This is a genomic window from Marinomonas lutimaris (genome assembly GCF_019426345.1).
GTDB classification, from domain to species: Bacteria; Pseudomonadota; Gammaproteobacteria; order Pseudomonadales; family Marinomonadaceae; genus Marinomonas; species Marinomonas lutimaris.
Map to the genome: position 1 here is coordinate 21,073 of NZ_JAHLLW010000012.1, position 21,352 is coordinate 42,424.

General features: G+C 43.4%; 19 protein-coding genes. 4 read left to right on the forward strand and 15 right to left on the reverse strand.

Annotated elements, in window-relative coordinates; translation table 11 throughout:
• Position 1 precedes the first annotated feature (1 nt).
• The 4 genes from KPL72_RS13940 to sdhC are packed head-to-tail and all read right to left on the reverse strand — an operon-like array spanning position 2 to position 3,213.
• The gene (locus tag KPL72_RS13940) at positions 2-706 is read right to left on the reverse strand and encodes a succinate dehydrogenase iron-sulfur subunit (RefSeq protein WP_212915732.1); all 705 of its coding nucleotides are present in this window, start codon (positions 704-706) and stop codon (positions 2-4) included.
• A gap of 12 nt (positions 707-718) precedes the next feature.
• Positions 719-2,491, reverse strand: a complete 1,773-nt coding sequence (sdhA, locus tag KPL72_RS13945; RefSeq protein ID WP_212915733.1) for a succinate dehydrogenase flavoprotein subunit — start codon at positions 2,489-2,491, stop codon at positions 719-721.
• 3 nt (positions 2,492-2,494) lie between these two features.
• Positions 2,495-2,842 carry a succinate dehydrogenase, hydrophobic membrane anchor protein gene (sdhD, locus tag KPL72_RS13950; RefSeq protein ID WP_072839974.1) on the reverse strand — a complete coding sequence of 116 codons (348 nt, stop codon included), beginning with the start codon at positions 2,840-2,842 and terminating at the stop codon, positions 2,495-2,497.
• The gene (gene sdhC / locus KPL72_RS13955) at positions 2,836-3,213 is read right to left on the reverse strand and encodes a succinate dehydrogenase, cytochrome b556 subunit (protein ID WP_212915734.1); all 378 of its coding nucleotides are present in this window, start codon (positions 3,211-3,213) and stop codon (positions 2,836-2,838) included. The genes sdhD and sdhC overlap by 7 nt, the downstream gene beginning before the upstream one ends.
• Before the next feature lie 570 nt (positions 3,214-3,783).
• Between sdhC and gltA the strand changes: the two genes are divergently transcribed.
• Positions 3,784-5,067: a citrate synthase gene (gltA, locus tag KPL72_RS13960; RefSeq protein ID WP_212915735.1), complete on the forward strand. Its 1,284-nt coding sequence runs from the start codon at positions 3,784-3,786 to the stop codon at positions 5,065-5,067.
• An 80-nt stretch (positions 5,068-5,147) separates the two neighbouring features.
• Here the strand turns inward: gltA and KPL72_RS13965 are convergent, their stop codons facing one another.
• Together KPL72_RS13965 and KPL72_RS13970 are read right to left on the reverse strand one after the other, a co-directional pair.
• The gene (locus tag KPL72_RS13965) at positions 5,148-5,378 is read right to left on the reverse strand and encodes a hypothetical protein (RefSeq protein ID WP_212915736.1); all 231 of its coding nucleotides are present in this window, start codon (positions 5,376-5,378) and stop codon (positions 5,148-5,150) included.
• On the reverse strand, positions 5,379-6,464 hold the full coding sequence (locus KPL72_RS13970; protein WP_219703328.1) for a DUF2066 domain-containing protein: 1,086 nt from the start codon (positions 6,462-6,464) through the stop codon (positions 5,379-5,381).
• A 116-nt stretch (positions 6,465-6,580) separates the two neighbouring features.
• Between KPL72_RS13970 and purM the strand changes: the two genes are divergently transcribed.
• The 3 genes from purM to KPL72_RS13985 are packed head-to-tail and all read left to right on the forward strand — an operon-like array spanning position 6,581 to position 9,040.
• Positions 6,581-7,639: a phosphoribosylformylglycinamidine cyclo-ligase gene (gene purM / locus KPL72_RS13975; protein WP_212915738.1), complete on the forward strand. Its 1,059-nt coding sequence runs from the start codon at positions 6,581-6,583 to the stop codon at positions 7,637-7,639.
• On the forward strand, positions 7,636-8,289 hold the full coding sequence (gene purN, locus KPL72_RS13980; protein WP_219703329.1) for a phosphoribosylglycinamide formyltransferase: 654 nt from the start codon (positions 7,636-7,638) through the stop codon (positions 8,287-8,289). Before purM ends, purN begins: the two co-directional genes overlap by 4 nt.
• Positions 8,290-8,302: 13 nt before the next feature.
• Positions 8,303-9,040 carry a DUF3108 domain-containing protein gene (locus KPL72_RS13985; RefSeq protein ID WP_219703330.1) on the forward strand — a complete coding sequence of 246 codons (738 nt, stop codon included), beginning with the start codon at positions 8,303-8,305 and terminating at the stop codon, positions 9,038-9,040.
• Between the two features lie 22 nt (positions 9,041-9,062).
• On the opposite strand, the gene mobA is transcribed toward KPL72_RS13985, so the two are convergent.
• The 9 genes from mobA to KPL72_RS14030 all read right to left on the reverse strand — a co-directional run bounded on the left by mobA (position 9,063) and on the right by KPL72_RS14030 (position 21,169).
• Positions 9,063-9,638, reverse strand: coding sequence for a molybdenum cofactor guanylyltransferase (gene mobA, locus KPL72_RS13990; protein WP_212915741.1), 576 nt, complete (start codon positions 9,636-9,638; stop codon positions 9,063-9,065).
• Between the two features lie 14 nt (positions 9,639-9,652).
• Positions 9,653-10,675, reverse strand: coding sequence for a glycosyl transferase family protein (locus KPL72_RS13995; RefSeq protein ID WP_249422261.1), 1,023 nt, complete (start codon positions 10,673-10,675; stop codon positions 9,653-9,655).
• Positions 10,672-13,371: a nitrate reductase gene (locus KPL72_RS14000; RefSeq protein ID WP_219703331.1), complete on the reverse strand. Its 2,700-nt coding sequence runs from the start codon at positions 13,369-13,371 to the stop codon at positions 10,672-10,674. Before KPL72_RS14000 ends, KPL72_RS13995 begins: the two co-directional genes overlap by 4 nt.
• A 301-nt stretch (positions 13,372-13,672) precedes the next feature.
• Entirely contained in the window at positions 13,673-14,005 is a 333-nt protein-coding gene (nirD, locus tag KPL72_RS14005; protein ID WP_219703332.1) for a nitrite reductase small subunit NirD, read from the reverse strand.
• A gap of 4 nt (positions 14,006-14,009) precedes the next feature.
• Entirely contained in the window at positions 14,010-16,568 is a 2,559-nt protein-coding gene (gene nirB, locus KPL72_RS14010) for a nitrite reductase large subunit NirB (RefSeq protein ID WP_219703333.1), read from the reverse strand.
• Positions 16,569-16,639: 71 nt separating this feature from the next.
• Complete coding sequence (locus tag KPL72_RS14015) at positions 16,640-17,881, reverse strand: NAD(P)/FAD-dependent oxidoreductase (protein ID WP_219703334.1); 1,242 nt, start codon at positions 17,879-17,881, stop codon at positions 16,640-16,642.
• Positions 17,874-18,722: an ABC transporter ATP-binding protein gene (locus KPL72_RS14020; RefSeq protein ID WP_219703335.1), complete on the reverse strand. Its 849-nt coding sequence runs from the start codon at positions 18,720-18,722 to the stop codon at positions 17,874-17,876. The genes KPL72_RS14015 and KPL72_RS14020 overlap by 8 nt, the downstream gene beginning before the upstream one ends.
• Positions 18,723-18,761: 39 nt before the next feature.
• Positions 18,762-19,733 carry an ABC transporter permease gene (locus tag KPL72_RS14025; RefSeq protein WP_212915747.1) on the reverse strand — a complete coding sequence of 324 codons (972 nt, stop codon included), beginning with the start codon at positions 19,731-19,733 and terminating at the stop codon, positions 18,762-18,764.
• A 26-nt stretch (positions 19,734-19,759) separates the two neighbouring features.
• Positions 19,760-21,169 carry a CmpA/NrtA family ABC transporter substrate-binding protein gene (locus KPL72_RS14030; protein WP_219703336.1) on the reverse strand — a complete coding sequence of 470 codons (1,410 nt, stop codon included), beginning with the start codon at positions 21,167-21,169 and terminating at the stop codon, positions 19,760-19,762.
• Between the last annotated feature and the right edge of the window lie 183 nt (positions 21,170-21,352).

Genomic DNA, 21,352 nt, shown 5'->3' on the forward strand with positions numbered 1-21,352 from the left:
ATTAGGTCGCTCTCTGCAAAAGCATAGTACGAATATTACCAATTGCCTTAGTAGGATTTAATCCTTTAGGACAAACGTTGACACAGTTCATGATACCGTGACAACGGAAAACGCTGAATGGATCATCTAAATCACTAAGACGCTCTTGAGTTGCCGTATCACGACTATCCGCCAAGAAACGATATGCTTGCAACAAGCCAGACGGACCAACAAATTTATCTGGGTTCCACCAGAAAGATGGGCAAGCCGTTGAACAACAAGCACATAAGATACATTCATAAAGGCCATCAAGCTTTTCACGCTCTTCAGGGCTTTGCAAGCGCTCAATCGCTGGTGCTGGCGCATCATTGATCAAGAACGGGCGAATTTTCTCATATTGCTTATAGAATTGCCCCATATCTACGACAAGATCACGAACCACAGGCAAACCAGGAAGTGGACGCAATACCAACTTACCTTTTTTAACCGCTTCAGAAACTGGCGTAATACAAGCTAGACCATTTTTGCCTGACATATTCATACCATCTGAACCACATACACCTTCACGGCATGAACGACGGTAAGAAATACTAGGATCTTGAGCCTTCAACAAGTTTAAAACATCAAGCACCATTAGGTCTTTACCTGCTGGCAACTCAATTTCATAATCCTGCATATAAGGAGCGTCGTCCTTCTCAGGATTGTAGCGATAAATACTAACTAACATTGACACAACTCCTTAGTATGAACGAATTTTAGGTGGGAAAGCTTCCATAGTTTTTGGCGCAAAGTTTACATCACGCTTAGTCACTTTCTTATCAGCCGGGTGGAACAAAGAATGTTTCAACCAGTTTTCATCGTCACGTTCAGTAAAGTCATTACGCGCGTGAGCCCCACGGCTTTCCTTACGGAATTCAGCAGGAATAGCAGTAGCTTCAGCAACTTCCAATAAGTTCTCAAGTTCAAGAGCTTCAATACGAGCAGTGTTAAAGGCTTGACTCTTATCTTCAAGGTGCAAATTCTCAACACGAGTACGAATATCTTTAAGTTGAGACAAACCTTTCTGCATTGCCTCGCCATCACGGAATACACCGAAGTAGAGCTGCATTACACGCTGAAGGTCCGCACGAACAGCGGCAACACTTTCACCACCTGTTGTGTTATTTAAGCGATTTAGACGAACCAACGCTTTTTCGATATTGGTATCGTCAGCATCAAGCGATTCAAAACCTTCATCCAAAGATTTTTTAACTTGAATACCAACTGCACGCCCAAACACAACCAAATCAAGTAATGAGTTACCACCAAGACGATTTGCACCATGTACAGACACACAAGCAGCCTCACCACACGCGTAAAGACCATCAATGATAACGTCTTCACCCGCTTCGTTAATCTTAATTGCTTGACCACCGATATTCGTTGGAATACCACCCATCATATAGTGACAAGTAGGGATAACTGGAATTGGCTCTTTAACTGGGTCAACGTGAGCAAAAGTACGAGAAAGCTCAAGAATACCAGGAAGACGCTTATTCAACGTCTCTTCACCCAAGTGATCCAATTTAAGCAATACGTGATCACCATCAGGACCACAGCCACGGCCTTCTAAAATTTCAAGAACCATTGAGCGAGCAACAACATCACGACCAGCAAGGTCTTTTGCGTTTGGAGCATAACGCTCCATAAAGCGTTCACCGTCTTTATTAATTAGGTATCCACCTTCACCACGACAACCTTCTGTTACAAGCGTACCTGCACCATAAATACCTGTTGGGTGAAACTGCCACATTTCCATATCTTGCATTGGGAAGCCAGCACGCAACGCCATACCTACACCATCACCTGTATTGATGTGAGCATTGGTTGTAGATTGATAAATACGGCCAGCACCACCAGTCGCGATAACCGTTGCCTTAGCTTTTAGATAGACGGTTTCACCATTTTCAATACAGATTGCAATAACACCAACAACCGCATCTTCGCTATTTTTCACAAGATCAGTCGCATACCATTCATTTAAGAATGTCGTGCCGCCTTTAAGGTTACCCTGATAAAGCGTATGAAGAAGAGCGTGGCCTGTACGGTCAGCAGCAGCACAAGTACGAGCAGCCTGACCACCTTTACCAAAATCTTTAGACTGTCCACCAAATGGACGCTGGTAAATACGACCTTGCTCTGTACGAGAAAATGGTAGACCCATGTGTTCAAGCTCAAAAACAGCCTGAGGACCTACAGAACACATGTATTCAATAGCATCTTGGTCACCGATGTAATCCGACCCTTTTACGGTGTCATACATGTGCCAGCGCCAATCATCATTTGGATCATCACTTGCAATCGCACAAGTAATACCACCTTGAGCGGACACAGTGTGTGAACGCGTTGGGAATACTTTAGTAACACATGCGGTATTCAAACCGGATTCAGTTAACTGAAGTGCTGCACGCATACCTGCGCCACCACCACCGATAACAATGGCATCAAAAGAAATAGTACGAATATTTGCCATTACTTATAGCCCCCAAAGAACCTGAACACCCCATACGATGTAAACAAACATTACAAGGCCGCATAGAGATTGAAAAAAGAAACGAGCACCAGTTGCTTTAATATAGTCTGTAGAAATAGACCACAAGCCAATCCAAGAATGCATACCAATAGATAAAAGCACCATCAAGCTAAATATGCGCATCCATGTTGCTTCAAATAAAGCGCTCCACTGATCGTATGTAAGATCAGGATTAAGCAGCAAGTAACCGATAATGAAAACCGTGTATAGAGACAATACAACGGCAGAAACTCGTTGCATCATCCAGTCGTAAAGGCCTGAACGACCAAAACTTGTGATTTGAGTTACCATATCCAAACTCCTGCTAATACAATAAGAACTGCAGCAATCACAATGTTTGCGATAGCAGCACTACGTCCGCTTTCTAATTCTTCAAAATACCCCATATCCATAAACAAGTGTTTCACACCCGCTACGAAGTGGTACATCAGCGCAGAAACAACACCCCAAATAACAAACTTAACTAAAAAGTTAGTTTGCAGTGCATTAACCACCTGATCAAAACCTTCTTGAGATTCTAAAGAAAGATCGAACGCATAAAACAAGAAAGCTAACCCCACAAAAAGGATGATTCCTGTTACACGGTGAAGGATAGACACGATTGCTGTGACGGGCATCGATATTGTTAAAATATCAAGGTTGACTGGTCTTTTTTTATTCACGACTTTTTACACCATCTTATCGATTGAATGGTCAATCACGACCCAATGTCTATACGCAATTACACAATCTTTAAAAAGAGTAACGCAATCACGTCATAGGCCTGCTTTGAAAATCTCATCGATTTGCAAACAAATGTTTAAAAGCGACTCTCTTTTATCCATTAGCATCAGCAAATCAATGAAATCGTCTGAGGCGCAATTATAGACCAGCCAAAAATACTAAGACAAATAGACTGAACAAGAGGTTTTCAATGGTCACCATTCAGCAAATGAATGTAGCCATAAGCCGAAACAATAATGGTATAAAATTACATAATTATTTACACAAAAAACAGGATTAAAAACCTTATTTTTCAATAGGATATTGAAAAAACACTAACACCTTGACTTTATGCTACTTTATATTTTTGTCAGATAATTACAAAATTAGACACCCTAATGTAAATAGAGTGCAAATGAACAAGATTGACATTTATAGTCTAGAGACAGTATTTTTTCCGCACCTTCTGGGCCAGGTAGAGTCAACCTACGACTTCTTAGCCCCGAACCAGAATACGAAGGAGACCATAAATGGCTGATAAAAAAGCGACACTCAAAGTGGACGGAATCGATAAAACTATCGAGCTTCCTGTTCTTTCAGGCACTTTAGGCACAGACGTTATAGACGTTCGTAGCTTAGGCGCTAACGGTGTATTCACCTACGATCCAGGCTTTATGTCTACCGGCTCTTGTGAATCCTCTATTACATTCATAGATGGAGACGCTGGAATCCTTTTGCATCGAGGCTACCCAATTGCCCAACTTGCAGAGCATTCAGACTACCTAGAAACATGTTACTTGTTACTTTATGGGGAACTTCCCGATAAAGACCAAAAAGCAGAATTTGAAAAAACGGTTGGTAAACACACCATGGTGAACCAATCGATGCACAAATTCATTGAAGGCTTTAGAAATGATGCCCATCCGATGGCAATCATGTGCGGCCTAGTTGGTGCGCTATCTGCTTTTTATCAAGATCATATGGATATTAACAATCCTAAACATCGTGAAATTGCAGCATTTCGCCTAATTTCTAAAATGCCGACGCTGGCATCTATATGCTACAAATACTCTAAAGATCAGCCTGTTATGTACCCACGTAACGACCTATCTTATGCAGAGAACTTCTTGTACATGATGTTTGCAAACCCTTGCGAAGACTATGTAGTAAACCCAGTTTTCGCTAAAGCAATGGATAGAATCTTTATCCTGCATGCAGACCATGAGCAAAATGCTTCGACATCCACTGTACGCTTAGCAGGTTCCTCTGGCGCCAATCCATTTGCTTGTATTGCTGCTGGTATTGCAACACTTTGGGGGCCTGCTCACGGTGGCGCTAACGAAGCGGTACTAACAATGCTTGAAGAAATTGGTGACGTTGAAAATATCGATGAATACATTGCAAAAGCAAAAGATAAAAACGACCCGTTTAGATTGATGGGCTTTGGTCATCGTGTTTACAAAAACTTTGACCCCCGCGCTAAAGTGATGCGAGAGACCTGCGACCAAGTGTTGGCTGAACTAGGTCAATCGAATGATCCATTACTAAAAATCGCGAAGCGTCTTGAGCAAATCGCCCTAGAAGATCCTTATTTTGTAGAGCGTAAGCTTTACCCTAACGTGGACTTCTACTCTGGCATCATTATGAAAGCGATTGGTATTCCTACCAGCATGTTTACGGTGATTTTTGCCATGTCTCGTACCATTGGTTGGATTTCCCATTGGAACGAAATGATCAGTGGACCTTACAAAATTGGCCGTCCTCGTCAATTATATGTTGGTAAACCTGAGCGTAATTATCCAACTAAAAAGTAATTCATTGGACTAATGGATTATAAAAAAACGCGCCGTAAGGCGCGTTTTTTATATGCTAAAATCAGTAACAATGCTAAGCACTACTCTTCATCATCTTCGACTATTTCAGTTACAGTCGAATGACCGCACTTCACACAATCACCCTCTATCCATACTCTCTCTTTGCTTTCAAACTCCTTGGGATTGCTCATTCCCAAGTCCACTTCCATACAGTGATTACACCAAGTTTGCGCCAAAAAATCGTTTTGCTCCTCCACTGGACGAGCAAAAAAATCTCGCTCTACAACCTTTTCATCCAATAGATCTGTCATTTAATTCACTCCACTATATTGATAAGACACAACTCGATTTGCATCAGGATCTAAGGCATTCAATGGTGCACTAATTAACAAGCTGCTTAGTGATATACTGTTAAATAGCTTTTGCTTATCACCATCAATCTCAATCGAAAATTCAACTTTTTCACCATCAACCTGAACCAAAGTTACATCTCGGACCACCCCTATATTTTCTAAGTAGGACTGCACTTTACTCATAACACTGTAGCTCTTAACACCCACTATCTGAACATTCAACTTACTAGCAGAGCCGCCATTACGTACTGAAGCATAACGAGACGAAAATGCTTTAGCCAAGTCAGCACTCGCTTGATCAATTAAGTCATTAAGGTTTTCACCTCGCAAAACAAATCGCTCTGTCTCGCCACTTTTTAATAACACCAATAAATTTCCGCTCACTTGCCCTGCATAATTACTTATTCTAAGAGCCGCTACAGAATCCGTCTGATAACGTTTACTCGCATTTGTTATGCTGTCCTCAAAAAAGCCCCAGACATCAGACGCAGCAAGACTTCGTTTATCGACATCATCAAGCAAAGGTGCATAAATAGGCACACCGACTTTGCCAGCAGACTGTGCTAATTTATTCAGCGCCTCTGATGGCTCTTTTGATCCAGATAATGTCCTAACACCATTATTTTCACTCACCAACCAGACCAAGACAGACGGTCTATTCCCACCCCAAACTGGCAAATTATTCTGCGACAAAAAGCCATCAATGGATTCTTGATAAAAAGTTACCTTAACTTGCTTACCGGGAACCAAGCCGTCATCAGAAGGCAACAACTCGTTAAGCGACGCTACAGAATGTTGCACAACCCAAGTTGGTGCTTTCTTTTTAGCCTGCTCTAATAAATCACCAGAAATGGCATTTTTATTACCCGAGACTTTTATCAACACATCCTCAGCGGCCAAACCAAATGCTTCATTTAGCATTTGCGCCTCTGATTGTGTCACTGGCAGATTAATTTCAGCACTATAAAGCCCCTCAACAGGGACTGCATTGACTGGCGAAATACAAAAAACACTAATAAGTAGTAAAAATATACGAGAATTCATAACCCTTCCTTCGTTTATTTGCCTATTCTACTGTCTTAATTGCAAAGAACCATAGCCCTAATGCGCCACTATGCTAAAATGCATTTTTTTCCTCGTACCATGATAAGGCATAGGCAATGACCAAGTCGGATAAACCATCCATTAGTTATAAAGACGCAGGCGTTGATATCAACGCTGGCAATCAACTTGTTGAACGTATTAAAGGCGTAAGCAAAAAAACTCGTCGCCCTGAAGTAATGGGTGGTCTGGGTGGATTTGGTGCTTTGACACGTCTTCCAACAAAATACAAAAACCCTGTTCTTGTTTCTGGCACCGATGGTGTTGGTACTAAGCTTCGTCTAGCGATGGACCTTAACCAACACGACACCATTGGTATCGACTTAGTTGCAATGTGCGTTAACGATCTAGTCGTAGCCGGTGCTGAGCCTCTATTATTCCTAGATTACTACGCAACTGGCAAGCTAGATGTTGATGTGGCTGCAAACGTTGTTACCGGTATCGGTGAAGGCTGTCTACAAGCAGGCTGCGCACTTGTTGGCGGTGAAACCGCCGAAATGCCTGGCATGTACCATGACGGTGATTACGATCTAGCTGGCTTTTGTGTTGGCGTGGTTGAAGAAGAAAACATTATTGACGGCAGCAAAGTCAAAGCTGGCGACAAATTGATTGCTTTAGGCTCATCTGGCCCGCATTCAAACGGCTACTCACTTATTCGCAAAATCCTTGAAGTAAGCAAAGCGGATCTTAATCAAGATATCGACGGTGTTGCTTTAAAAGACGCGCTAATGGAGCCAACTCGCATTTACGTCAAATCCATTCTTAAATTAATGGAATCCATTTCTGTGAATGCCCTAGCCCACATTACTGGCGGCGGCTTACTTGAAAACATTCCTCGTGTTCTTCCTGAAGACGCAGCGGCTCGTATCAATGCAACAAGCTGGAAACGTCCTGCTGTGTTCGATTGGTTGCAAGAACAAGGAAATGTTGAGCAAGAAGAAATGTACCGTGTTTTAAATTGCGGTGTCGGCATGGTACTTTCTATTGATGCAGAAAAAGCAGACGAAGCACTCGCTATTCTAAAAGCAGAAGGCGAAAACGCTTGGATCATTGGTGATATTTGCCCTCGTAACGGCGGAAAAGAGGTTTTAATCTCTGACCTAGAGACGCAGGCATGAGTTTTCCGATCGTTGTCTTAATTTCTGGCAGCGGCAGCAACTTGCAAGCTTTGATTGATCAAAGCTTGCAAGGACTACTCAATATCAAGATCTGTGCTGTAATAAGCAACAAAGCAGAAGCTTATGGTTTAGAGCGTGCCAAGGTAGCAGGTATACCAACGCACACACTTAACCATAAATCGTTTGATAGTCGAGAGGAGTTTGATGCTGAACTGCAAACACTTATCGATCAATATCAACCAAAATTGGTTGTTCTCGCTGGTTTTATGCGCATTCTAACTGAAACCTTTGCGAAACATTTTGAAGGTAGAATGCTAAATATTCACCCTTCTTTGCTTCCAAAGTACAAAGGTTTGAATACACATCAGCGTGCTATTGATGCAAACGAAAAAGAACATGGCGTTTCAGTACACTTTGTCAGCCCAGAACTGGATGCTGGCGCCGTTATACTCCAAGCGAGTACGGAAATAGCGCAAGAAGAAACCGCAGAAAGTTTAGCTAGTAAGGTTCACTCTTTAGAACATATTATCTATCCGCTGGCGGTTAAATGGCTCAGTGAAGAAAGATTAACATTCCATGACGGAACAGCTTTTTTTGATAACAATGCCCTGCCTGAAAGCGGCATTCTTTATAACGAAGCTCTAACATGATGTAGGAGAAAGTATGAGAACTCGTAAAATCCCAATGTTTTTAATGGCTATTTTTATGAGTATTCCCATGCTTTCTTTTTCTTCCACTAAAGTAAGCGCCGCAGAACAACCCCAAGAAACCTTCCTAAAGCCATATTCAGCTGTCTATAGTACTATCTGGAAAAAAGGCATTAGCCTGAAGGTGGAAGGCAAACAAACCCTATCGAAAAAAGCTGGCAATCTTTGGCACTTTGCTTTTACTGCAGACAGCATGATCGCCTCCCTTGACGAGTCATCCACTTTCTATGTTAAAGATCATCAAATCATTCCAACCAAATACGAATACAAAAGTTCGGCTTTAGGGAAAAAAAGAAGTGCGACACTCACTTTTGATTGGGAAAACAACCTTGTCCATAATGATGTAAAAGACAAGCCTTGGAATCTGGCAATTAACCCAAAAACATTAGATAAACTGTCTATCCAGCTGCAAGTTAGACAAGATCTAAAAATGGGAAAAAATGAATTCGACTATCAAATTGCCGATGGTGGTTATATTAAAAACTGGCGCTTTGAACGTGACAAAATGGAAACCATCGATACCAAGTTAGGTCGTGTTTCTGCTATTAAAATCATCCGCACCGACAACCAAGAAAAAGGTAAAAAGACTTCTTTTTGGTTTGTACCGAAATTTGATTACCTATTGGTCAAATTGGAACATAAAGAAGATGGTGAGTCTTATCATCTAGACATTGAATCCATGAGCCAATCATAAAAAATGCCAACGTAATACGAGTTTAAGCTAGCTCGTTAGGCGTGTTGACATTTAGTAACTCAGCACCATTTCCCCAAGTAACGGGTTGGCAGCCAAATGCGTCATAAAAACCTAAGACGCTATAACGCTGCCCTCCATCTAAAAAATGCTTAAGCGCAACCAACGCAGAGTCTACCGGCAAAATGGCATGCAATGGATGTGTACCCGATGCATCACTCAAAAAATGTATTTGTTCTGAAGACAACAGACTGGCCTCTTTAAGCTTTGCAAAAGCCGCACTACTAATACGGGGCGTATCGCAAGGTGAGATCAATAAATGCGATGTTTTCGCAAAGGCTAAACAAGTCAATAAGCCAGACAATGGTCCTTTCCCTTGATGATATTGATCATCGGCAACCACTTCATAACCAAGCTTTGCATAAGCTTCAAAATTTCGGTTGGCATTGATAAACACTCTTTCAGCAACTTGCTGCAAAGCTCGCCCGACTAACAAGGCCATAGGCTCTTTCTGAAACAACAGCAAACCTTTGTCCTGACGCGACATTCGCTCTGCTTTTCCACCAGCCAATACCGCCGCCGATAAGGAAATAAACGCCATACAACTTTCTCTTTCTACAAAACCGAATCAAAATACATTTTATCTCGTCTGGTCCAAATATCATCAGCCAAAACAAGACAATCCCCATGAGACGTCACACCATAAAGAAGTCCAGCAACTGACGCAATGGTTTGTCGAACCGCTTGCTCGCCAAATTGATCAAGTTGATCTCCACGCCAATGATCCGTCAATCGCGACAAATCCAAATTGTCTTTTAAGCGCCTATGCTCTTTTTCGGCTTTCGGCCAATCTGACCAACTGGCTACGCCATTTTGCCATTTCCCCAAAGTAACATCGCGCTCTGGATTTACTTCTGCTTCACCATTGCCGCCACGGAACACCAACACCGACGCATCACCTAATTGCTCACAAGCAGAAAGATGAAGCTGATCATAACCACGATGAAACACCCCATGCACACTATGATCAGCTGAAAATGGATTCATCATGCGTACAACCGTGTTTACAGGCGAGCGCAAACCCAATACGTACTTAAGATCCATCATGCCGCCTAACTGTTTATCTACTTCAGCCAACGGCATATAAGCAAAACACCTAACTTCAAGCTCTTGTGTTAACTGAGTCCTAGAATGACAAACAGCTAATCCCAATTGATTAATAGCATGCTCTACATACATTCGATTTTCCCCTTCAAACGTATGTCCATGCATCACAATTTTGATCCCTGTATTAGCAAGTGCAAGCGCCGCCAGCAAAAACCAAGGCAACTCATTGCGCTTACCAGCATAAGCAGGCCAATCCAAATCAACTTTAATTCCCAATGCTTCTTTTTTCGATAAATAGTCTCTAGTCGCCTTGGTAAAGCCAACGGTTTCTTCTACTGTCTCTTCTCGTATCCGAATCAACATCCAAAAAGCTCCCGATTGTTCTGGTGCTACGTTGCCAGACAACATCAAACTCATGGCGTGTTCAGCTTCTTCCACTGTTAAACTGCGTGTGCCTTTTTTACCTCGGCCTAAAATTTTTACATATTGAGTGAAATCATTCGTCATTCGGATTTGTGTACTACTCATCATGCAGATAACTCCACCACTGAAGAAACAAAGCGTTTTAATTCAGGAAGACAAGAGCCGCAATTGGTGCCACATTTTAACTTGGCCCCCAATCCATCGACGGAACAAATACCAGTCGAAACCGCCTTTTCAATTTGCTTACTGCCTACTTGATAGCAAGAACAAACAATTTCTCCTTTCTCTTCAGCGTTGGCGGGACTGCCTACCAAAATAGCTAAACGGTCTACTAATGATAACGGCGTGTTGACTTCTAATTTAGAAATAAGCCAATCCGCCAAGATGGATTTAGGCTGCGAATGCATATAAATAAGCATGGTAATTTTTTGATCAACTAACTTGGCCAATCGAATTTGTTGCGTCGCGGGATTTGAATATTCTAGCCATTCAACATTTTCAGCTAAGTCTTTGTCCTGCTCTCTATCTATGGCTTTCAACGACGCTTGCGTTTGTCCGTTAGGCCAAACTACTTCGTAGTGATAACCTTGCTCAGAAGGTACTTGGCACCAATACAGACACTCTGATAAAACAAGCGGTACAGCTGAAATAATCAGGCCATAGCAAATATCTCTAACAGCCTCGAGCTGAACTTGAGCATGTTTCGACTCTGGTTGCCCTGACAAAGGATCAACGACTTGGGGGATTAGGTTAGATACAACGGACGCGTTAGCAAATTGTCGAGTCCAGTGAATAGGTGCAAATACATTGTCTGGCGCAACCGCTCGACTCACTTTAGCTTTTAGTAAAGCCTCTCCGTACGATGAAGTAAGACGTACTAAGTCTTTATCTTTAATACCAAGACGTTTCGCATCCTTGGGATGAATTTCCACATAAGGTTGTGCGGTATGCTTAGCCAAAGACGCTGCATCTCCGGTTCTTGTCATCGTGTGCCATTGATCGCGCACTCGTCCGGTATTTAAGGTAAAAGGCCATTCTTGTGAAGCTTGGTACTTCGGCAAACTTGGTGAGATCGCCACAAATTTTGCTCGACCGTCTAGTGTGAAAAAATAACCGTCCTCAAACATCCGCTTGGTACCTTCTGGACGACCTTTCGGCACCGGCCACTGCACTGGCGTAAGAGCGTCATACTCTGACTGGGTTATTTGACTAAAATGACCAATATCGAAATCACGCTTGCCATTGTTTTCAAACGCCGACAAAGCCGCATGTTCAGCAAAAATCTCATGCACATTTTGATAAGAAAACGCCGATTGAAAGCCAAGGCGTTTTGCCACTTCGCAGATTGCCCACCAATCATGCTTGGCTTCACCTGGCGCAGGTAATAAACCTCGTTGGCGAGAAATACGTCGCTCTGAATTAGTCACCGTACCGTCTTTTTCACTCCAGCCCGTCGCAGGAAATAGAACATCAGCCATAGCGGTTGTATCAGTATGCGCTTTGCAATCACTGACAATCACCAGCTCGCATTTTTCCAGCGCGCGTCGAACCTGAGCAGTATCTGGTAAGCTCACCATAGGATTAGTCGACATAATCCACACCACTTTGACCTTACCTTTTTCCATGGCCTGAAATAAGTCGACGGCTTTTAAACCGTCCTTTGTTGCCATATTCGGCGCTTGCCAAAAACGCTGTACCAAATCTTGTGCGCCCGGTGTGGCAAAATCCATATGAGCGGCTAATTGATTGGCCAAACCACCCACTTCTCGCCCGCCCATAGCGTTTGGTTGACCCGTAATAGAAAAAGGTCCAGCACCTTCTTTGCCAATACGACCCGTCGCCAAATGACAATTAATGATCGCGTTGCATTTATCAACGCCAGAGGAAGACTGATTCACCCCCTGAGAATAAAAGGTAATTGTCTTTGCCGTGTCGCGCCACCAGCTGGCTAAACTTGCTAGATCTTGCTCACCGATTCCGCAAAAATCCGCCGTCAAAGATAAACTCGGTGTCGACTCTTTCGCTTGCGATAAAGCAGCCTCAAATCCATTGGTGTGGTTCGCAATAAAGTCATCATTTAAAATGCCAGCTTGAACTGAATCAGTTAATAAAAAGGAAAAAATCGCGGCGTCGGATCCGGGCTTAATAGCCAGGTGTAGATCCGCAATATCGCAAGTCGCTGTTTCTCTTGGGTCAATCACCACCACTTTCATGTTAGGACGTTGTTTTTTCGCTGCGGCAATGCGTTGATATAAAATGGGGTGTGTCCAGGCCGCGTTTGACCCAACCATAATCAATAAATCACAGAGCTCTAGATCTTCATAATTACAAGGCACAGAGTCTGAGCCAAAAGCACGCTTATAACCGACAACAGCAGACGCCATGCACAGACGAGAATTGGTATCCACGTTGGCTGTGCCGATAAAACCTTTGGCCAGTTTATTTGCCACGTAATAATCTTCAGTGAGAATCTGACCAGATAGATAAAAAGCAAAAGCATCAGGGCCATGATCTTTTACGACTTGAGCAATTTTCGCGCTCACTGTTTTAATAGCCGATTCCCAAGCAACAGGATGACCATCAACTATAGGTGTTATTAAGCGATCATCCGATTGAATGGTTTGCGCAAGACTGCTACCTTTCACACATAAACGACCAAAATTAGCCGGATGCTCCAAGTCACCAGACACAGGTGGAACGGCTTCACTTGCCGAATGTGGAAGAGTCAAATTTACGCCACACCCAACACCGCAATATGGACAGGTCGTTTTTACGCTGGTTGCTGTCTTCATTGTTGTCGTCATGGACCTTCCTCGCGCTTTTAACTTTTTTAAAAACAAAAAAGGCCCAATCACTTTTCTAAAAAAGTGATTGGGCCTCGTTGCCTTTTGTAATATCTGTATGCTTTATGTGTAAGCCATCGTCGGTTTACGGTGCATCAGTAATATTAATTTAGCAATAAGCAAGCCAACTTTTAATAAAGCAGATAAAGCCAGTTATAACTGAGTTTTACAGGCCTTGCGGCTGGCGTACTTCTGAAGTGCTATAAAAAGCGATCTTTTAGAGCCCTCAAACAGTGCAGCTAAGCAATAAAATGCACCATTTCTAATTGACGGCGATAAGCACCTCATTACCTTCTAACTTCGCTTGCCAGTGAGGTACTTTAATATCCTCTTCCAGACATTCGCCCGATGCCAAGACAAAGTGTTGTTTATACAAAGGGCTGGCAACGACCCATTGATTTTGTAAATGAGCAACCAAGCCTCGTGATAAAACATTCGCCTTGCCAACCGGATCCCAGTTACCGATCACAAAGACTTTATTATCTGACTCAGGGACGTAGAAAATCGCTACTTGCTCGCCATTTACCATGGCCGCCACACCAGCGCCTTCTATCAGATCTTCTTGTTTACAAATTAATTTCCATGGCGTCGTCATCGTATTAGCCTACCTTCGCAATTAATTGTTGTTTCTCCGCTTCTGTTGCCGGACGCATTTGACTGCGCTCTTCAACAAAGACCACATTGCTATCACTTCCCTCATAATTCACAAATTGGCGGAAAGTCTTTAATGCTTCAGGATCTTGCAACGTGGTTTTCCATTCGCACTGGAAGGTATTTACTACGTGTTGCATACTGGCTTCAAGCTCTGAACATAAGCCCAGTTTGTCGTTAATCACTACGTCTTTAAGATAGTCCAAACCGCCTTCTAGGCCGTCCATCCAAACGGAGGTACGCTGCAATCGATCCGCGGTTTTGGTGTAAAACATCAATACGCGGTCGATGTATTTCACCAAGGTTTCATCGTCCAGATCTTTGGCAAACAAGTCACCGTGGCGTGGTTTCATACCGCCATTACCGCAAACATATAGATTCCAGCCGCCTTCAGTGGCGATCACACCAATATCTTTACTCTGAGCTTCAGCGCATTCCCTCGTACAACCAGATACCGCAAATTTGATTTTATGGGGTGAGCGCAAGCCCTTATAACGATTCTCTAGATCAATCGCCATCTTCATGCTGTCATTCACGCCGTAGCGGCACCAAGTGCTACCAACGCAAGATTTCACTGTACGTAAGGATTTGCCATAGGCTTGACCGGTTTCAAAACCCGCTGCAATTAACTTTTCCCAAATTTCGGGTAATTGCGGCAGAGTGGCACCAAACAAATCAATACGTTGGCCTCCAGTGACCTTGGTGTATAAGCCGTACTCTTTTGCTACCTCGCCTAATACAATCAATTTATCAGGGGTTATTTCACCTCCGGGAATTCGTGGCACAATGGAGTAAGTCCCGTCTTTTTGCATATTGGCCAAAAAGCGATCATTAGTGTCTTGCAAGCTGATGTGTTCTTTTTTCAACACGTAGTCGTTCCAAACACTGGCTAAAATAGAACCAACAGCGGGTTTACAAATTTCACAACCGTGCCCTTTGCCATGTTGGTTTAACAATTCAGCAAAAGTTTTGATTCCACCGACTTTCACTAGGTTGTACAAATCTTGGCGGGTATAAGCAAAATGTTCACAAATGTCTGTGCTGACCTCAACACCCAAGGCTAACAATTCGTTGTCGACGACTTTTTTCAATAAAGCCGCGCAACCACCACAACCCGTTCCTGCTTTCGTAATACCTTTCACATCACCGACGGACAAAGCACCACTACAAACAGCATCGTTAATATCTTGCTTGGACACGTTATGGCAACTACAAATTGATGCGGTCGCTGGTAAAGCATCTACACCTAGGCCAACGGGAGCATCGCCCATCGTAGGTAAAATAAGTGCTTGTGCTTGCTCAGGTAAATCAATGGCATTGAGGTAATATTGCAACAAGGTATCGTAATAGCTGTTGTCGCCCACTAAGACCGCGCCTAATAGCTTTTTACCGTCTTCAGAAACCACCATTTTTCGATAGCTCTGACTTATTTCATCTTGGTAAACAAAGACTTTGCAGCCTTGCGACTGAGCATGCGCATCACCAACTGAACCCACATCGCAGCCCAGTAATTTCAGTTTCGTACTCATGTCTGCGCCAGTGAAAGTCACACCCGCATCACCCATAAGATGCCCAGCAGCTGACTTTGCCATGGCATAACCAGGTGCAACTAAGCCAAAAATACGATTATTCCAAAGCGCACACTCGCCAATGGCATAAATGTCTTCATCACTGGTTTGGCAGTGATTATTAACACTGATGCCGCCACGCTCTCCGACCGTTAAGCCAGATTGATGTGCCAAAGCATCCTGCGGTCGAATCCCCGCAGAGAATAAAATAAGATCCGTTTCAAGATGAGAGCCATCAGCAAAGTTCATGCGATGAAAAGCACTCTCTCCATCAATTATTTCTTTGGTCGCGGTGTCGGTATGTACCTTTACACCTAACCCCTCGATCATTTCCTTAAGAACCGCACCGCCCTTTTCATCTAATTGAACCGGCATTAAACGTGGCGCAAACTCTACTACACTGGTTTCCAAGCCAAGATTTTTGAGCGCATTAGCCGCTTCCAACCCCAGTAAACCACCACCGACAACCGTGCCTCGTGTTACTTGTTTTGCACAAGCTCGGATTGCATCTAAATCGTCAAGAGTACGATAAACAAAGGTGTTATCACGTTTATGACCTGGAATAGGCGGAACAAAGGGATAAGAGCCTGTCGCCAGAACAAGCTTGTCATAAGACAATGACTCGCCATTTTGTAATATGAGCGTCTTCGCCTCACGGTCGATCTCGGTCACCAGGCTATTGGTAAAATAACGCACACCATGTTCACTATATAAAGTGCCATCTGTCATGGCCAAATCAGCCGCACCTTTGCCAGTGAAATATTCGCTGAGATGTACACGGTCATAAGCTAAATACGGCTCTTCACCAAACACCGTAATTTGAAACTCTTCATGGCCAGCTTGGGCAATCATTTGCTCGACAAAGTGATGGCCAACCATACCATTACCGATTACCACTAGATGAGGTTTAGTATTAAGAAAAGACTCTGTTGACGTCATTTTATTCCCCTTGCAATAACTCTTATTGAAGTAACATGCCTAACGGCTAGCAACGTCTAAAACGGCTTAATTCAGGCGACTTGAGGACAGCAATACGCTTCGCCAAATACCAGTAAATCAAGCATGTCAGAGACATTGGTCTTATTTTGAATTAGCTGGAAATACCAGCTTCCATCGGCGACGTTGCCATAAAGAATTGCGCCAACCAGTAAGCCATCGTTGACCACCAGTTTGCGGTAATGATTTGCGCTAACATCTTTAAAAAAGATGCAGCTGTCTTCTTCTGAAGGTTGAATCTTACCAACTGAAAAAAGATTCACGCCTGACACTTTCAACTTAGTAGGAGTGGGTTCTATCACAAACGCAGCCTCTTCCCCGACCAATACCTTCATCAAGACGTTAATTTGTGTCCAAATAGGCGCCACTAAGCCAAAGGTTTGTCGATCAAATTCACAACATTCTCCCAATGCAAATACATCTTGGTGAGATGTCTTCATTTGGTCATCGACTAAAATAGCTCGACCGGTCTCTAAACCAGCCGCCCTGGCTAAAGTAATTTCAGGGTAAATTCCAGCCGCCATCACGACTAAACTCACCGTTAGCTGTTCACCATTTTGACAAACCACATGGGACACTCGACCGTCATCCGCTTGCTTAAAGGACTCTGGTGACTCGCCAAGGCGAAATTCAATGCCCATTTGCGTAAGTCTATTAAGCAAAAGCTCAGCTGATTCTTCGTCTAGCTGACGATTTAGCAACCACTTTGAGCGATGAAACACCACCACTTTGTGACCACGTTTCACCAAGCCCACTGCGGCTTCTAGACCCAACAAGCCACCGCCAATCACACAAACTGATTGGCTACCTTTCAGCTGAGTCATGACATCTACATCATTCCAAGTACGAAAGCCCATTACATTAGGGGCCGACCCCCCTTTGATTGGTAACACACTTGCCCGAGAACCAGTCGCTAGCACTAATTGATCGTATTTAATGGTTTTTCCACTGGCTAATAAGAGCGTTTTATTTTTCGGGTCCAACTTAATAGCGGGATCATTGGACACAATATCAACGCCATCTTCTTGCATCTTCTGCGCATCAACAAATGACATATCGGCGTCAGAAATATCCTTTGCCAATAAAGAGGACAACATGATGCGGTTATAGCCAACTCTGGATTCCTCTCCAACCAAAACTATTTGGTAATCATCGCCATGCGCTTTTTCGAAGTCGTGCGCAAGCTTGCTGCCAGCCATGCCAGCACCAACAATGACGAGACGGCGTTTCACCGGCTGAGAGATAAGACTAGGCATTCGCAACCTTGGCACTGGCCGCCACCGTTTTACTCTTAGCCGTTGCTTGAATCGGCTCTACTTTACGTTGTTTTTCATATAAGAAGGTCAACACTTGGGTCCGATAATCCACGTACCTTGGGTCATTCGCTAAGGCCAGACGTTCACGAGGACGCTCAAGATCAACATGCAGAATTTCCCCTACGGTTGCTGCTGGGCCATTCGTCATCATCACAATACGATCCGACAACAACACAGCTTCGTCCACATCATGGGTGATCATAATCACTGTGTTGTTAAGGTCTTTTTGAATTTCCATCAACGAGTCTTGAAGATGCGCTCGAGTCAAAGCATCCAAGGCGCCGAAAGGTTCATCCATCAGTAACACACTAGGCTCCATCGCCAAGGCTCTGGCGATACCAACACGCTGTTTCATACCGCCAGAAATTTCATCTGGGCGCTTGTCCGCTGCATGGGTCATATGCACCAACTCTAGGTTGTGCATAATCCAATCATGCATTTCTTTCTTTGATTTGGTTTTACGAAAAACCTGCTTTACCGCCAATTCAACATTTTGGTAAGAGGTTAACCAAGGCAGTAAAGAATGATTTTGGAAAACCACCGCACGTTCTGGCCCAGGCCCTTTAACTTCACGGCCGTCCAATAAAATTCCGCCTTCAGTCGCATCGTATAAACCGGCCACTATGTTGAGAACTGTCGATTTACCGCAGCCGGAATGGCCGATCAGAGAGACAAATTCGCCCTTCTCTATTTTTAAACTGACATTGTCCAGCGCTTTAAACGGCCCTTTTGGCGTTGGGAACTCAATCGATATGTGACTGATATCTAAATGTGTTGCCATGTTTTTCTCCAATCCAATCTGTTTCTAATAAAAGTCTACTTAGCGCAATATCTGAGTTTTATCCCAAGAAACAAAACGCTGAATCGTCAACATGACTCTATCTAGCAAATAGCCGATGAAACCTATCATCAACACCGCCACCATGATTCGGCCTAATGAATTCGAACTGCCGTTCTGGAATTCGTCCCAAACAAACTTCCCTAATCCTGGATTTTGCGCCAACATTTCCGCTGCGATCAGCACCATCCAAGCAATACCAAGAGACAAGCGTAGACCAGTAAACATAAGAGGAATTGCCGACGGAATGACAATTTTCATCACATGTGTCATCCAACCAAGACGCAATACTTTTGACACGTTAAGTAGGTCTTTTTCCACCGCAGCCACGCCAACTGCGGTGTTAATTAGCGTTGGCCACATGCAACACAAGGTAACGGTGAACATGGAGGTTAAAAAGGATTTAGAAAACATCGGATCATCAGACACGTAACTGGCACTCACCACCATGGTCACCAAGGGCAACCATGCCAACGGTGACACGGGTTTGAATACCTGAATGACAGGATTTAAAGCACTGTAAACGGAGCGATTCAAGCCAATCAAAATCCCCAATGGAATAGCAATTAAACTCGCCAAGCCAAAGCCGGCCAACACGGTATAAAGACTGGTAAATATCTGATCAAAAAAAGTAGGCTTTCCTGTGTAATCTCTTAACGTACCAACATAACTTGGATCTTTAGCTTGTCGCTCGGCAATACGCTCTTCTTGACGCACATAAAATTTATCTTCTTTTACACGCTCTCTCTGATGCTCAGCAACAAGACTATTCCATTGCTCATAAACCACAACTGGCCCAGGAAACTCACCCAAAGAAGTGTGAACACGACTCGCTCCAACCTGCCACAGCAAGATAAACACTAGAATGCCAAAGACAGGCAGCAAGATTCCCTTAACAGAAAAGGCACTGATTTTGTCTTTTAATGCAGTCATGGTTACGCTTGATATCATCATCTTTTTCTCACTTAATCTTGTTTGGTTTAGATCTGGTCGTCGCCTTTTAAACCGATTTTGAAGCTTTTCAAATAATCATTTGGGTGTTTGCCGTCATAAGTCACACCATCGATAAAGTCACTTTGTGGTGGCTTAAAACCATCTTCTTTAGCGAAATCAGGGAATTCAGACGCCGTCATCACACCATCTTCTATCAAGGATTTTGCGGCTTGCGCATAAATATCAGGACGATAGACATCTTTGGCGGTCTTCATGAACCATTCGTCAGACTTAGGTTCGGCGATTTGCCCCCAACGACGCATTTGCGTTAGGTACCAAATCGCATCGCTGTAATAGGGATAAGTTGCGTGGTGACGAAAGAAAACATTGAAATCGGGTATTTCACGCTTATCACCTTTTTCATACTCAAACGTCCCAGTCATGCTATTAGCGATCACATCGTAATCAGCACCGACATATTGACTACGTGCGAGTATTTTTACCGCTTCCGGACGATTGGCGTTGTTGTTTTCATCTAACCATTTCGCAGCGCGAATCATGGCTTTTACAACACGAATATGAGTATTTGGGTATTTTTCCGCCCATTCACTGCTCACACCGAAAACTTTCTCTGGGTTGTTTTTCCAGATTTCATAATCTGTAATGACTGGTACACCAATACCTTTAAAGACGGCTTGTTGGTTCCAAGGTTCGCCAACGCAATAACCAGAAATCGTGCCTGCTTCCATAGTGGCTGGCATTTGTGGTGGTGGCGTCACAGACAACAAAGCATCGGCGTTAATTTGACCACTGGTATCGCCTCGTGCTGGCGCGTAATAACCCGGATGGATGCCACCTGCAGCAAGCCAATAACGCAGCTCGTAGTTATGTGTTGAAACAGGAAACACCATGCCCATTTTGAATGGCTTGCCTTGTGCTTTATAGCCATCGATCACAGGTTTTAAAGCGCTGGCGCTAATAGGATGTACAGGCTTTCCATCTGGACCGTTAGGAATGTTTTTCTTCATTTCATCCCAAACATCATTTGAAACGGTAATCCCGTTACCATTCAAATCCATACTAAAAGCCGTCACTATGTGTGCTTTTGTACCGTATCCGATGGTTGCACCAAGTGGCTGACCCGCTAACATGTGAGCGCCGTCCAACTGACCGTCAATGACTCGATCTAGTAAAACTTTCCAGTTTGCTTGCGCTTCTAAAGTGACGTACAAACCTTCGTCTTCGAAATAGCCTTTCTCATAAGCAATAGCTAATGGCGCCATATCGGTCAATTTGATAAAGCCAAATTTAAGCTCTTCTTTTTCTGCATAACCTAGTTCTGCATGCGCCGCCCCAGATAAGAGTGCAGAGCCCAACAATATAGAAAGACTAGCTTTTTGAGTGGCATTGACGAATATCGGAAAAGGAATTACCGCTTTCAAAAATCTTAGGTTCATAGTCTCGCTCCGCGTAAGGGATTAAAAAGTACAAAAACAAAAAAGGCGCATGCGAATCACAAAATTTGTGTTCGCAGGCGCCTTTGCCATTCATAGAAAGCCCTACATTGGACTTTCAATAATGTGGGTGACAATTAACGATCGTTGCTAATTTCACCAAAATTTTTTTAAAACTCTATGTCT